Origin of the sequence: Frankia sp. AvcI1 (genome assembly GCF_001420875.1) — a bacterium.
Lineage (GTDB): Bacteria > Actinomycetota > Actinomycetes > Frankiales > Frankiaceae > Frankia > Frankia alni.
Genome location: NZ_LJFZ01000023.1, coordinates 37941 through 52311 on the forward strand (window position 1 = coordinate 37941; position 14371 = coordinate 52311).

A 14371-nucleotide genomic window follows, 5' to 3' on the forward strand; every position below is an offset into this window, starting at 1 on the left:
CGTCGCGCTCGCCTGGCAGGTCTGCTGGCATCGTCGCACCATCGCTTCCTCGACGACGTATGACACCACCCCGTCAGGCTTCCGGCCGGGCGAGGGAGCTCGATCCCGTTTCGAACTCGTGTTCGATCGTACGCTATCGTCGTCCGCATGAGAACGATCCTTCCGGCGTCCGGCCGGCCTCCGCGCCGACGACCCGCCTCGCTCGGCAGTCCCGCCCCTGCGGGCCCACTGTCGCAAGCCAGACAGGGCGACTCGAGCCGCGCGCACCTGTCGCCACCTGCTCTTCTGAGAGGGTGCGTCCATGTTCGGAGTGGTTCGCCCCTGCCGGCACCAGCTGTCCGACGACCTGCACGCGGCGTGGATGTCGCATCTCTGCGGGTTGTGCCTGGCCCTGCGCGACCATCACGGTCAGTGGGCCCGCGTCACCACGAACGTGGACGCGGTTCTCGTGTCGGTGCTGGTCGCCGCGCAGCCCGGCAGGCCGACAGAACGCCGCCGGGCAGGGCCGTGTCCGCTTCGCGGGATGCGCCGGATCGAGGTGGCGGCATCCGCCGAGGCGGGCCCGCGGCTGGCGGCCGCAGTGTCCCTGGCCGCCGGCGCGATCGCCGTGGGTGACCACATCGCGGACGGCGACGGTCTTCTGCGCCGCCGCCCCGCGGCCGCGATCGCGCAGCGGGTGGCCGACCGGGCCGCGGCAGCCGCCGAGCGCACCGGCTCCGGGGTCGGGCTCGGTGTCGCCCTGCTGGAACGTGCGGCGGCGGAGCAACGCGCCCGGGAGGGCGCCAGCGCCCGGGGCGGGGCGGCGCTGTTGGACGCGCTGGCCCCCACCGAGACCGCGGTTTCCGCAGTTCTCGCGCACACCGCCGTCGTGGCCGGGTGCGACGACAACCGCGCGCCGCTCGCGGCGGTGGGACGATACTTCGGCCGCGTCGTCCATCTGCTCGACGCCGTCACCGATCAGCTCGACGACGCCCGGACGGGATCGTGGAACCCGCTGACAGCGACGGGAACCAGCCCGGCCGAGGCCCGCCTCCTGTGCGAGGACGGCCGGCGGGACCTGCGGCACGCGTTGGCCGAAGTGCGGTTCACCGACTCGGTCGATGCCCGACTCGCCCGTCTCCTCTTCGGCGACGGGCTCGACCATGCCGTCGACCGGACCTTCGCGTCCACCGCACAGTCGCCGGGGCCCGGGCGGCCCGGCCAGCCGCCGGATGATCGCCCCGACCGCCGGTCGCCACAGCGCCGACGGACGGGCTCGGCCTGCCTGGTCGCCGCCGGGATGTTCCTGACCTGCCGGATGTGCGGCGAATACACGTCGCCGCTGGACGGGCAGCGAAAGGAGGGTCTGTGCAGCCGTGGCTGCGACCTCGACGGTGCCTGCGACTGCTGCGACTGCTGCGAGTCCTGCGGCGAGTGCGCGGAGTGCGACTGTTGCGGATGCGACTGTAACTGCTGAGAGTGCCCGATGTTTCGACCTCGTTGCGCATGACGGAACCTGGTCGTGACGTCCGGTAGGGATCTGCTGAAATGGTGAACGTCGCGCGAGCGGAGTCCCCGACGCTCCTCGCGGCCGGGGACGCCCCCACGTCCCCACTGGCGGGCACCGACGCCCGTACGGCCGTGTCGAGGTCTGTCATGGCTCGCAAGTCCGGGAGAACGACTGGACCACCATGAACGCAGAGGACGACACGACGGTTTCCGACATCATCACGGTTGCGGCGGTCGACGATCACCCGATCGTGCTGCGCGGTCTCGCTGACCTGCTGCACGACGTGAAGGACTTCGACCTGATCGACACGGCCTGTTCCCTCGACGCGCTGCTCGCTGGGCCCGGGCGACACGCACAGGTGGTCCTGCTGGATCTGGACCTCGGTGACGGCACCGAGCCTCCGGACAACCTCCGGCGGCTGCTGTCCGACGAACGGGCCGTGGTGGTGTTCAGCGCCGCGGCGTCACCGGCCACTGTCCGGGACGCGATGCGCGCCGGTGCCTCAGGCTTCGTTCCGAAGACCGACGACGTCGAGGATCTGGCAACCGCGATCCGGGCGGCCGCCGCCGNCACCGGATGGATCTCTCCACAGCTTGCCTTCCTCCTCCTCACCGACGACTCTCCCGACAAGCCGGACCTGTCGCCGAAGGAGATCGAGGCGCTGCGCCTGTACGCGACAGGGATGCCGTTGAAGACCGTGGCACGGAAGATGAACGTCTCCCCGGAGACGGCCAAGCAGTACATCGACCGGGTCCGCCAGAAGTACCGCCGGGTCGGCCGAGACGCGGCGACGAAGGTCGACCTGTTCAAGCGGGCGATCGAGGATGGTCATCTCGATCGCCGGGCAGAGGGGATGGCCTGACCGAGGCGTCAGACCGCTGAAACCAGCGACCTGCAGGTCGGCGTTTCGCCCGCCACGACCGAGGCGACCAGATTCCGACCGGCTCGAGAAAGCGCAGTGGGCGCCGACACCCCCATGTCAGCGCCCACCACCCCGGCACACACCGAATCCCCGTATCCGATGCGCGCCCTCGCGCCACCCCCCGCGTGGCGTGAGGGCGCGCGATCCGGTCAAGTGCGGAACATCTCCGGCACGTCCCCCGACCGAGCCTCGCTGCTCCCCCCGTATGCCCTTGACCTCGTTCATCGTGCCCGATGTCGCGGTTGCCGTCATGACCCCAAATCCACCGAACCGGACGTCCCCCCATTGGGGGTCACACCCCCCTCGATCGGGCACCGCCATCCCCGGGACCAGGACGAGACACCCGNCCGCCGATCAACGCCGGGGCTCGCCGCCGCCGGCCACGGGCCGACGCGTGAACCGCGCAACCACTCCAGCCACCAGAACAACGAACCCACAGCAAGCGATCACCCACAATCCGGGGCCGACCGTGGTTGCCGTCCGCAGCCCGCTGTTGACGAACGGACCTCCCCGGTAAAGCTGNACGAGGTCGACCGCGGCGGTCAGCAGGACCATGAGGCCCGTCATGGTGGCGAGCATGCGCCCCCACTCCCTGCGTCCGGCGGCGAGGAGAAGGCCCGCGACCACGGCGAGGATGCCGAGTAGCACCGTCAATCTCCCATGCTGGTCGGGATCGGTTCCCCGCACGGTGAACTCCACGAACCCGTAGGCTCGCACCGTCGCCCACCGCATCCCTGACGCAATGATCACAGCGACGCCGGCNCAGACGGCCAGCGGACCGGGTAGCCAGGCGCAGCGGGACGCGAGCCGATGCGACCACGAGTGCTCGGCTGGTCCGGCCGTCCGCGATGACGCCGACGCCGACGCCGCGACCACCGAGGGCACGTCCCACGGATGTGCCCGAGACGCTGTGGGCGATGACCGCACCTCCGGCGCGGCGCCGCCAACTGCCACGCCGACCTGGGGCGTCACCAGGGAGACCGTGCCGGATCCCGCTCGTGACCAGGCGGGGTCCGCCGTCGCCGCAGCCCGCGCCCGCCACGCTCGCAGCTCGGCGGCGACCGCGGCTCTACGGCCGTCTTCCTCTGGTCCTTCCGGTACCTCCGGCGGGCGTGGGCCGGCCGCGGGTAGTGCCGTCCCACCGTCCCGGGCGTCGCCCCCCGCACCCCCGGCGGCGACGGATGAACCACCACCCCCCGGGCGGGCCCACGGACTCTGCTGTTGACCGGTCACCCACGCCACCACCGTCCGACACCACGGGAGGGGTCTGACGACCGCCCCGCACGGTCGTATCACGCGTGGGAGCCGCCCGCATGGTCGCGAGACAGAACCACCCAAACCGGGCGGGTCATCACCGGCCACCTCCTCCCGCCGCCACCGTGCGCCGCTCCAGCAGGACGGCGCCGATCAGGGCGAGGATGCCGGACAAAAGCGTGACCATGACCCCGTTCTGCGGATGGATGGAGATCACGTCCGCCGAGATGGCCCGAAAGGACGCGAGCGTCGGCGGTCCGTAGGCCCGATCGAGCCCGGCAATCACCACGATCAGGATCGCGACCACGCGGGCGACCAGGACATCTGCAGCACTACCGCCGATCGGCCGGCGCACGAGCCGCGCCGCACCCACGATCCCCAGGAGTACGGCCAGGACGAGGACCACTCGGCCGTCCCCGACGACGATGCCGTTGAAGGTCCGAGTCTCGTCCGCGCTGGACATCTCGCTCCAGGGCAGGACGCTGCCGATGACGCTACCCACCGCACCGACGATCATGGCCAGCGCGGCCGCCGGTCGTGTGCGGTCCGGCGCCGTCGCGGGCCCGGTCACGGTCTGGCCGGCCGCCTCGAGCTGGTGCGGCGGCTCACCGGCGCCCGGCCGGCCGGGCCGCTGCCCCCGTTCCCGTACCGTGCGGTGGCCGGGACCCAGGGACGGCCGGTTCGGGTCGGCGGGCTCGCCGGGCCGGGGCACCTCATGTTCCGGCNCCACGCCCGGCCCAGCCACGGCATCGTGACCGTGCAGGCGGGGCGAAGCGACGGAGCCGGCGCGGCCGCCTTCAAAGTCCGGCGACACGTCCAACGTCTTTGACGCGTCAGACCTCTCGTACACGCCAGTCGCCTCGTACACGCCAGTCGCCTCGGAGACGTCCGGGGCCGGGTGCTGTCCCGGATCCGCGAGACGCCAGCCGTCGTCGGTCGCCGCGAACCGCTTCGCAGCCTCGCCGTGGCCGTCACTCCCGCGATCGCGACGCAACCCGACGCGCATGGTCGGCGGATCGAGCGCCGATTGTGCGGTCGACAGCTGGGCCGTGCCGGCGCCGGCATGGCTCCCGGGGGCGCTTCCAGCTGCCGGCTCGGTCCTGTCGCCGGTGCCGCGGGCCGGTGCGCGGTGCGGTTCCGGTGTACTCTGGCGGCCTGGCCTGGCGACGTCCGCGCCCCCGGCGCGGGCCGAGGCGTCTCGGGCGGGCGGCAACGCCACGGGCAGCTCCCCGCCGCGTTCTGTGCGTCTCGGTAGCGGCTCGGAACCCCGGGAGGCGGCCGGGTTCTGATCGGGCCCGCGGCCGCGGGGAGGCCCGGCCGGCCGGCCGGCCGGCGGGCGATCCGCGGCGTCGCGTTCCCCGGACGGCCAGCCCACTCCGGCGTCGACGGGCCGGACGGACGATCGTGGCGCCTCGCGCTCGAACCACGTGGGCCGAGGTGCGGCGTCTGCCGGCGCGGAGGCGGCCTGAGGCGGCGAGGACGGAGCTGCGGCGGGCGGAGCGACATCGGTCCTCGTCGGCGATACAGGCGACGGTAGCGGCGTGGGCGGCGCGGGCGCGACGACGTTCGGATGCCCCGCGTCTGCCGCCACGTCGGCGGCGGGTCGCGGCGGCGGGGCGACGCGCGGCGGCGTAGCGGTTCGCGGCGGTGTAGCGGTTCGCGGCGGTGTAGCGGTTCGCAGCGGGTCAGCCTGCTGGCTGACGGCCGGTCGGGCCTGCGGCGTCCACGGCTGCTGATCGACGGGGCGCGACGCCTGGTTCTGGCCCGACCCGGGTGCCGGGCTGGAGCCCGGCCCGCCAGCCCGCGAGCCGGGCGGGGGGGCCGGCGGGACTGGTGCCCGCGTCCCCGCGGCGGATCCCGGCGACGCGCCGGGAGCGGACCGGCTCGCCCCGGGGGGTGGCACAGAGAGGTCGCGGTCCACGTCCCGGTCGACGCGCGACGGCTTCGGGGCCCCACCGTCCTTGCCCTGTGGCCGCGGAGCAGCACCGGCCGCGGAGGTCGACCCGTCCGGTGCACGGTTGTCGGCCGAGCCAGCCTGACCCGTGATCGCCGATCGCGCTCGAGATCCGTCGCCCGCGCTCCCCGCCGGTTCGGCCGCGCCACCTCCTGCTGATCCGGCCGCGCCGCCTGCATCGGCCCGCCCAGTACGGGTCGCCGCCCCCGGCGATGCTCTGCCGGGATCCCCGGACGACACCGGCGCACCGGCCGGCCCGCTCGAGACGCCCGAGACGCCGGACGCACCCGACCGGGCCGGTGACCGCCCGGGCCACTGCCCCGCCGCAGGCGCTACCCGGGCGGTGGGCTGCCCGGAGGGCGGACGGGGCGCACCGGCGCCGGGCCGGGCGGTCGGCCGCTCGCCGGCAGATCCGCCCGGCGGCGTCCCGGCGGCGCTCGGACGTGCGCCGGCGTTTCCCGCCGACGGCCCCGCAGCGTTCGGCGGGAGGCCGGCCCGGTCCTGGCCGGGGGGGCCAGCGGGCGCACCGGCCGCCGACTGCCGGCCACGCGCGACCGAATCGGGTGTCATGCGGACGGGGCCGGCGCCACCCGGTCCGCGGTTGTCACGAAGGGGAGACGGATTCTGTCGCGCCGGCGGGGCGCCGGTGGGCTGGGACCGGTTCGGCGCGAGCGGCGGGCGGATCGGGCCACGGGCGCCGTCGGCGGTTCGCGTGCCCCCTTCCGGAGGACGGGACGCACCGGGCCGGTCACCGGCGCCGGACCCGCTGCCCGCCGAACCGGCCGAACCGGCCGAACCCGCCGAACCTGACCCTGCTGAACCTGGCGTCCCCACCGAACCAGACGAGGCGCCCGAACCAGACCGTCCGGGCGGAGCAGCGGTCGAGGAGGCACCGGCCGCGCGCGCGCTCTGGGGCGGAGCGGGCAGGCCGGCGGCGGGGCGGGCGCCGGCGGACGAGGCGGAGGCGGGCCGGGCGGGCGGTTCGGAGGCGACGCGGCCCGCGGGTGCGGCACGAGGCGGAGTACGCGAATCCGGGGACGCCGAGGTGCCGGCACCCGAGTGGTCGTCGGCCGCGACGGATCGGGACCGGCCGTCTGCCTGGGGCTGTCCAGCGGACCGAGACTGGCCCGCGGACCGGGCCTGCCCAGCGGACTGCGACAGATCAGCCGACCCAGGTTGCCCGGAGGGCCGGGGCTNCCCCCCGGAGGGCCGGGGCTGCCCGGAGGGTCGGGGCTGCCCAGCAGACCGGGGCTGCTCGGTGGACGGCGACCGCCCGGTGGACCGGGACTGCCGGGACTGCTCGGCGGACGGAGACTGCTCTGCGGGCCGGGACTGCTCTGCGGGCCGGGACTGGTCGGCGGGCCGGGACTGGTCGGCGGGCCGGGACTGCGACCCGCGACCGGGCGGGCTCGGGTCGGCCGCCGGCGTGCCCGCGGGTGCCTGATCGTCCGGCCCGCTCCCCTGCTCGACCATGCAACCACTCCCTGACCATGCGCCCTTGTCCGACTGGCTGCCGCCCGATCCGATCCAGACCCGCGTCGACGGATCCCCCGCGGTCCCGGTCGGCGGGTTGGGACGCGGCCGNCATCATCATGACAGCCGCCAGGCGCCTGTCGGACGGGCACGGCCGATCGCTGAGCAGCGAGGTCGGCGCCCGCGGCCGAGGCGACCGGTGCCTGCGCGGAACTCGATCCGGATACGCGTGGGAGGTCCGGGAATCCCCGACTCCGGCGCCGTGGGTCGGCGCGGGCGCGGGCGCGGACGCCGGGCCCGCCACCGCACCCAGGCGAGGGGTGTGCGGTGGTCCGGGGGCGGCGTCCGCTCGAGGTGGCGGGGCGCCCGACCGTCGGTCGGCGCGGGTGGGGCCCCGCGGCAACCGCCCGCCGGTCAGGCGTCGGGTCACGTCAGGTCGAGGTCAGGTCAGGTGGAGCCGGGTGAAGAACGACACGACACGACGTCGCGTCCTCACGACTGCACGTGTGCGGCCGTCAGACCGCCTCGCCGATGCGGTGGACCCGCATCGTGTTGGTCATTCCGGCGACGCCGGGCGGGGTGCCGGCGACGACGACGACGAGCTCACCGGGCCGGCAGCGGCCGATCTGGAGTAGGGCGGAGTCGACCTGGCGGACCATCTCGTCGGTGCTCTCCGCGAACGGCACGAGGAAGGTCTCCACGCCCCAGAACAGCNCCATCTGGTTGCGCACGGCGGGGATGGGCGTGAAGGCCAGCACCGGGACCTCGCTGCGGTACCGGGCCAGCCNCCGGGCCGTGTCACCGCTGAGGGTGTGGGCGACGAGGTAGCGGGCGCCGACGGCGTGTCCGACGGAGGCGGCCGCCTGGGCGATCGCCCCGCCGAGGGTCCTCGGCTCGGTGCGCAGTGGCGGGATCCGCCCGAGGTCGGCCTCGGCCGTCTCGATGATCCGCGCCATGGTGGACACCGACTCGATCGGATAGGCCCCGACGCTCGTCTCGGCCGAGAGCATGATCGCGTCGGCACCGTCGAGGACCGCGTTCGCGCAGTCACTGGCCTCGGCGCGGGTCGGCCTCGGCGCGCTGACCATGGACTCGAGCACCTGAGTGGCGACGATCACGGGCTTCGCCCGCTCCCGGGCCTGGCCGACGGCCCGCTTCTGCACCAGCGGCACGTCCTCGAGGGGCAGCTCGACGCCGAGGTCGCCGCGGGCGATCATCAGCCCGTCGAAGGCCTCGATGATGCCGTCGAGGGCGGCGACCGCCTGCGGCTTCTCGATCTTGGCATGGACCGGGACGCGGGTGCCGACCTCATCCATGATCGCGTGCACCGACTTGACGTCGGCAGCGCTGCGCACGAAGGACAGCGCGATCATGTCGACACCGAGTTCGAGGGCGTAGCGCAGGTCGTCGGCATCCTTCTCGCTCAGCGCCGGCACGGTGAGCGCAGCCCCGGGGATGTTCATCCCCTTGTGGTCGCTGACCGGGCCGCCGATGACGACGGTGGTGTGGACGTCGGTGTCGGTGACGCCGTCGATCTGCAGGACGAGGCGGCCGTCGTCCACGAGGATGCGGTCTCCGGCGGAGACGTCGGCGGGCAGGCCCGAGTACGTGGTGCCGACCTGGTGCTGGTCGCCGGGCACGTCCCGGATGGTGACGGTGAACCGCTGGCCCGGCAGCAGGGTGACGCCACCGTCGGCGAAGGTGCCGAGGCGGATCTTCGGGCCCTGCAGGTCGGCGAGGATGCCGACGCTGCGCTCGGCGGCCTCGGCCGCCTCCCGCACCCGGGCGTAGGTGACGGCGTGCTGTTCGTGTGTTCCGTGGGAGAAGTTTAGGCGGGCAATGTCCATTCCGGCGTCGACGAGGGCCCGGACCTTCTCTGGCGAGCTGGTGGCCGGGCCGAGGGTACAAACAATCTTGGCTCTACGTGGCACAGACAAAGCCTAAGTACTGATCGTCGGTCATTGCACACGGGGGCCGCCGAGAGACGCGCGTCGCGCACCCGGCAGTAGTCAGATCAGGTCGATCAGGTACATGCTGCGCGTGGTCGCTCGGCGGCGTACCGTCCGACTCGTCCCCCGCGCCACCCCCGTCCGTCGGCGCGCGTGATACGGGAAAGACGGCAAGGGTGCCGACGTTCCTGGGAGCCGCTCCACCCGGACGCGGAAGTCGGTATGACACGGTCGAGCACCCCCGGAGTCGGGCATGAATCGAAATCCCGCTATTCACCGTCAGCCGTCCGGCGACATCGACATCGCCGTGGTCGACGTCACCACCGCNCCCGACCCCGGTCCCGCCGCCGCGGCTCCGCGTCCCGGGTCCGCACCCGCGCAGTCCACCGCGCTCGCCCCGGCACCGCCACGTTCGGTGGAACCCGGTACCTGACCGAACGGGTTACCCCGCCGCCTCCCCCGGCCGAGGGCGCCCGGGTCCGCGGCGCGGCCCGGCCCCGGTCCGGCTCAGGCCGGGACCGCGGCCGCGGAGTCGGCGGAGTCGGCGGAGTCGGCGGACTGTGCCGGCTCCGCGGCGGGGCGGAACTGGGTCCGGTACAGCTCGGCGTACAGGCCGCCGCGCGCCAGCAACTCGTCGTGGGTGCCGCTCTGCACGATGCGACCGCCGTCGACGACGAGGATGCGGTCGGCCTCCCGCACCGTGGACAGTCGGTGCGCGATCACCAGCGAGGTCCGCCCGGCCAACGCTGCGCCCAGCGCCTGTTGCACCGCGGCCTCGGACTCGCTGTCGAGATGCGCGGTCGCCTCGTCCAGCACGACGATGCCCGGCGCGCGCAGCAGCAGCCGGGCGATCGCGAGCCGCTGCTTCTCCCCGCCGGACAGCCGGTGCCCGCGGTCGCCGACGACGGTCTCCAGCCCGTCCGGCAGCGCGCGCACCAGTTCCCCGATCCGGGCGGCGTCCAGCGCGGACCACATCTGCTCGTCGGTGGCGTCCGGCCGGGCGAAGGCCAGGTTGGCCCGCACCGTGTCGTGGAACAGGTGGGAGTCCTGGGTGACCACGCCGACCGCGGCGCGCAGTGACTGCAGGCTCAGGTCTCGCACGTCGTGCCCGCCGACCCGGACCGCGCCGGACCGGACGTCGTACATCCGCGGGATCAGCTGACTGATCGTCGTCTTGCCGGCACCGGACGGTCCGACCAGCGCGATCATCTGGCCGGGATCCGCCCGGAAGGTGATGTCGTGCAGCACCGGCGCGGGGATCCTGGTGTCGAGAACCGCGACGGATTCCAGGGAGGCCAGGGAAACCTCGTCCGCGGCGGGGTACCGGAATCCGACGTGGTCGAACTCCACGGCCGCCGCCTCCGCCGGCAGNTCGACGGCATCGGGCCGGTCGACNATCGCCGGTTCGAGGTCGAGAACCTCGAAGACCCGCTCGAACGACACGAGTGCGGTCATGACGTCGACGTGCACGTTCGACAACTGGGTGAGCGGCCCGTAGAGCCGGCCGAGATACGCGCTGAGCGCGACCAGGGTGCCGACCTCGAGATCTCCCCGGGCCGCGAGCCGACCGCCGAAGCCGTAGACGATCGCGGTCGCCAGCGAGGCGACGAGGCTGAGCGAGACGAAGAATATTCGGCCGTACATGGCCTGGGTGACCCCGATGTCGCGTACCTGCCGGGCCCGGCCGCGGAAGTTGACCTCCTCGCGTTCCGGGGACCCGTAGAGCTGGGCCAGCATCGCGCCCGAAACGTTGAATCGTTCGGTCATGGTGTTGTGCATGTCCGCGTTCAGCCCGTACCGTTCCCGGGTCAGCCGGGCGAGCCGCGGCGCGAACNCACGAGCGGGAAAAATGAAAACCGGTAGTAACACCAGTGACACAACAGTGATCTGCCATGACAGTACGAGCATCGCGGCGAGCACGAACCCGACCGAGAGCACATTCGACAGCACTGCGGACAGCGTGTTGGTGAACGCCGACTGCGCGCCGAGCACGTCGTTGTTCAACCGGCTGGTGAGCGCCCCGGTCTGGGTACGGGTGAAGAACGCCAGCGGTTGGCGTTGCACGTGCCGGAAGATCTGGCTGCGCATCTCGTAGATCAGGCCTTCGCCGATACGGGCCGAGAACCAGCGCTGGGCGAGGGACAGGCCGGCGTCGAGGACGGCCAGGGCGGCGACGATCGCCGCCAGCACCTCGACGTAGCCCACCCGGTGACGCTCGATCCCGCCGTCGATGATCTCCTTGAGGATCAGTGGGACGACCGCGCCGAGCGCGGCACTGACCGCGATGAGGAGAAGAAACCAGCCAAGCTGGCCACGCCAGGGCCGGGCGAAGGCCGCGATGCGGCGCAGCGTCCCCGGCCGCACCGAGGTCCTCGCCGCCGATCGGTCCCGGGTGACCGATCGCATGAAGGCCCCGCTGTCCGAACCCGGCCNCATTCCGCCTCCCACCCCCGTTGCTTGCACTGTAATCATGTAAGCAAGGCGCGGGTCGGAGTCATTCCCGCCGGAGGGACGACGGCCTGTCAGCCCGCGGCGACGCCCCCCGAGGCGTCCAGCAGGTCGACGAGCGTGCGCGCCCACGCCTCACCCTCGGCGTCAGGAAGATCGCGATGGTCGGCACCGGCACCGGCACCGGCCGCAGCCGCGGCCCGCGTCGGGCCCGCCGCTCGCGTCGAAACCACCGGCGGGAAGGCCGGGCGGGCGCCGCGCAGGAGCGCCTTGACCTCGGCGGCGACGGCACGGGATGCGGCGAGCAGGCCCGCGACCACCGTGTCGACCTCGTCGTCCAGACGCGGGCCGGGTACCAGCCGCTGGGCCAGCCCGAGCCGGGCGGCCTCGGCCGCGCCAAGCGGGCGCCCGCCGGTCAGGCACAGGTCGAGGGCACGAGACCAGCCCACGATGTCGGCCAGGCGGGTCAGCGCACCCGCCGCGGGCAGCAGGCCACCGTGCGCCCAGACCGGGCGCAGTCCCGCGTCAGCGGCGAAGATCCGCAGGTCGCAGGCGACGGCGAGAGCGGTGCCCACGTCCCCGGTGACCTCCGCGACCGCGGCGATGCTGATGAGGTCGGCGCGCATGGTCAGCCGATCGAGCGCCGCCCGCCAGACCCGGTACCCCTCGATCAGGGCGGCCGGATCCGCGTGCGCGGGCGACGAGGGAAAGGACAATGAGAACGGTGCGTAGCCGGCCGCGCCCGGTGAAAGCACCGGGGTGCCGGCGCCCGAGGAGGCCTGACCNCCCACGCGCAGGACGACGACCCGGACGTCGCCGCCCATGCGCCGCTGGGCGTCGTCAAGGGCGGAACCGAGGCCCCCCAGGGACCCGGGATCTCCGGGTCCGGACAGCCGGATGGTCGCGACCGGTCCGACGACCTCCACCCGCAGTCCGGCCGCCGCCGATTCGGCGGCGGCCGGCACCGCCATGATCAGGCGCTCTTCTTCTTGGTGCCCCGGGTCGCACCGCCACGGCCACGCAGGGTCGTGCCGGACTCCGACAGGATCCGGTGGACGAAACCGTACGAACGGCCAGAGGACTCGGCGAGCAGACGGATGCTCTGCCCACCTTCGTACTTCTTCCGAAGTTCGGCAGCGAGCTTGTCCCGCTCGGCGCCGGTGATCCGGGTTCCTTTCCTAAGCTCGGCCAACGTGGCCCCCTCCGTGTTCGATGATCTGCGAACCGATCTTCACTCAGCTCGAGTGAACGCGCCACTCGAAGCAGATGTGATCCATCACACGCGGCGCGCCGGTGCGTGACCGTGCCCTCGCNCTTCCATCTCCACGCCGACGCCAGCGCCGACATAGCCCGGGTCGCACCCGCCCGCAGGCACGCTGGGTGTCCACGGCCGACCATGCACGGTGACCAGTGTCCCCAATCCCCTGCGCACGGCCTAACAACGGCAACGGCGCGTCGCCACGAACATCGTCACCCGCATGATCGGCGATCTTCCCTCAACGCAATACCGCAGGTACAACCAACAGTCGATCACTGTACCTAGCGCGTCGACGGACCGCGAACGCCGCAGATCAAACCGACTGATTACTCACACCCCGCGGCGNCCCGTACGCGGCCGAGGCCGGCCGCCAGACCGCCGCCGCGCGGTGCCCGCCGCCCCGCGACGACGGCCCGAGCGTGGGTTCGCGCACCCGGGACCCGCGCGCCGATCGGCCCTGGACCGCCGCCGGCGGGAGACTCGTTACCGTGCAGGGGTGGCCCGTGAAGTGGTGATCGCCGGTTCGGCGCCGGGTACGTCCCGGCACGCGGCGACCGGTGAGGCGAGGCCGTGAGCGTCACCGGCAGTGCGTCGGAGCGGACGGGCGTCCCGGCGGCCGCGCGCGGATCGGCGGACCGGCGGGCCGGCGCGCGCACCACGGCGCTCGGGCCGGCGGTGCGCGCGGAACTCGCCGAGGCCGGGATCTGGCTGGTCCTGGTCGCGTTCGGGCTCGCCGGCACCGCCGTGCTGGCAGGCACCGACGTCGATCTCGGCCTGACGAGCCCCCCGTGGCACGACGGCTGGCAGCCGCGGCTGGACCCCGTCGTCGTCGTCCCGCTCGCGGTCGCCGCAGTCATGATCGCGGTCACGGCCTGGTGGGCGTCGACGATCCGGCCCGGCGGCGCCACACAGCCCGACAGCACCACACAGCCCGGCGGCACCCAGCCCGCCGACCCCGTCATGGGAACCGCCACCACCCCGACCGACACCACTCCGACCGCCGCGCCACCGGTCACCACCCGCGCAGCCCCGGCCGCGCGGTCGGTGGCGTTCCGACTGCCCTGGAGCACTCTGCTGCTGCTGGGCTATGTGGGCTCGTTGGCGTGGAGCCTCGCGCTTGCCCTGGTCGCCCCCGGGGATCTCGCCGCCGGTCTGCGCGCACCGGCGGACCTGCTCGAGGCGGCCGGCGCGGTCGGCGACGACCCGCGCGGCCTGCTCGCCGCCTACACGACGACGACGCCACACGCGGCCGCCGGCGCGGTCGCCGTGCTGCCGGCGCACCCGCCGGGGCCGGTGCTCGCCACCTGGCTGCTCACCCGGGCGGGGTTGCACGGCGCCGTGACGATCGGCGTGCTGTTCACCGCGCTCGGCGCGCTGACCGTCCCGGTGGTGTGCGTCGCCGTGCGCTCGCTGTGCCACGAGACCGCGGCCCGCCGCCTGGTTCCCGTCCTCGTCCTGGCGCCGTGGAGCGGATGGATGGCGGCCTCCCCGGACGCCGTCACCGCCACGCTCGCCGCGCTGGCAGTCGCCGTCGGCGTGGTCGGCTGCGAGCCGGCGCGCCGGTCGGTCTGGTGGGCGCTGGCGAGCGGACTGCTGCTGGGTCTGGCGGCGCTGTTCGGCTACN

General features: G+C 73.7%; 7 protein-coding genes and 5 pseudogenes. 4 read left to right on the forward strand and 8 right to left on the reverse strand.

Annotation, left to right across the window (positions count from 1 at the left end):
- The first annotated feature begins 301 nt into the window (after positions 1–301).
- The 3 genes and pseudogenes from UK94_RS21570 to UK94_RS61085 form a co-directional block, all read left to right on the forward strand.
- Positions 302–1456 (forward strand): DUF5685 family protein, encoded by a 1155-nt coding sequence (locus UK94_RS21570; RefSeq protein WP_011605650.1) that lies wholly within the window; start codon positions 302–304, stop codon positions 1454–1456.
- Positions 1457–1670: 214 nt separating this feature from the next.
- A partial coding sequence (locus UK94_RS61080; protein ID WP_235489129.1) for a response regulator occupies positions 1671–2058 on the forward strand: 388 nt, incomplete at its 3' end.
- 1 nt (position 2059) lies between these two features.
- Positions 2060–2351, forward strand: a pseudogene (locus UK94_RS61085) (LuxR C-terminal-related transcriptional regulator); the annotation flags it as partial.
- A 5256-nt stretch (positions 2352–7607) separates the two neighbouring features.
- On the opposite strand, the gene UK94_RS61090 reads toward UK94_RS61085, so the two are convergent.
- From UK94_RS61090 to UK94_RS21605, 8 genes and pseudogenes are all read right to left on the reverse strand, one after another.
- Positions 7608–7806 (reverse strand): pyruvate kinase alpha/beta domain-containing protein (locus UK94_RS61090; protein ID WP_313949567.1); only part of this gene is annotated, 199 nt, incomplete at its 5' end.
- A 1-nt stretch (position 7807) separates the two neighbouring features.
- Positions 7808–7879 (reverse strand): annotated as a pseudogene (locus UK94_RS61095) (hypothetical protein); the annotation flags it as partial.
- 1 nt (position 7880) lies between these two features.
- A pseudogene (pyk, locus tag UK94_RS21590) lies at positions 7881–9023 on the reverse strand (pyruvate kinase); the annotation flags it as partial.
- 525 nt (positions 9024–9548) lie between these two features.
- On the reverse strand, positions 9549–10412 hold an 864-nt coding region (locus UK94_RS61100), incomplete at its 5' end, for an ATP-binding cassette domain-containing protein (protein WP_235489131.1).
- Between the two features lie 25 nt (positions 10413–10437).
- Positions 10438–10875: pseudogene (locus UK94_RS61105) on the reverse strand (ABC transporter transmembrane domain-containing protein); the annotation flags it as partial.
- A 1-nt stretch (position 10876) separates the two neighbouring features.
- A pseudogene (locus UK94_RS61110) lies at positions 10877–11473 on the reverse strand (ABC transporter transmembrane domain-containing protein); the annotation flags it as partial.
- Between the two features lie 90 nt (positions 11474–11563).
- Positions 11564–12274: enoyl-CoA hydratase/isomerase family protein (locus UK94_RS21600; RefSeq protein WP_235489133.1), on the reverse strand; the 711-nt coding region annotated here is incomplete at its 5' end.
- Positions 12275–12462: 188 nt separating this feature from the next.
- The gene (locus tag UK94_RS21605) at positions 12463–12681 is read right to left on the reverse strand and encodes a helix-turn-helix domain-containing protein (protein ID WP_009399485.1); all 219 of its coding nucleotides are present in this window, start codon (positions 12679–12681) and stop codon (positions 12463–12465) included.
- A gap of 636 nt (positions 12682–13317) precedes the next feature.
- Here UK94_RS21605 and UK94_RS21610 point away from each other — a divergent pair.
- Positions 13318–14370, forward strand: a 1053-nt coding sequence (locus tag UK94_RS21610) for a hypothetical protein (protein ID WP_235489136.1), incomplete at its 3' end; no start/stop codon positions are given.
- Position 14371 lies beyond the last annotated feature (1 nt).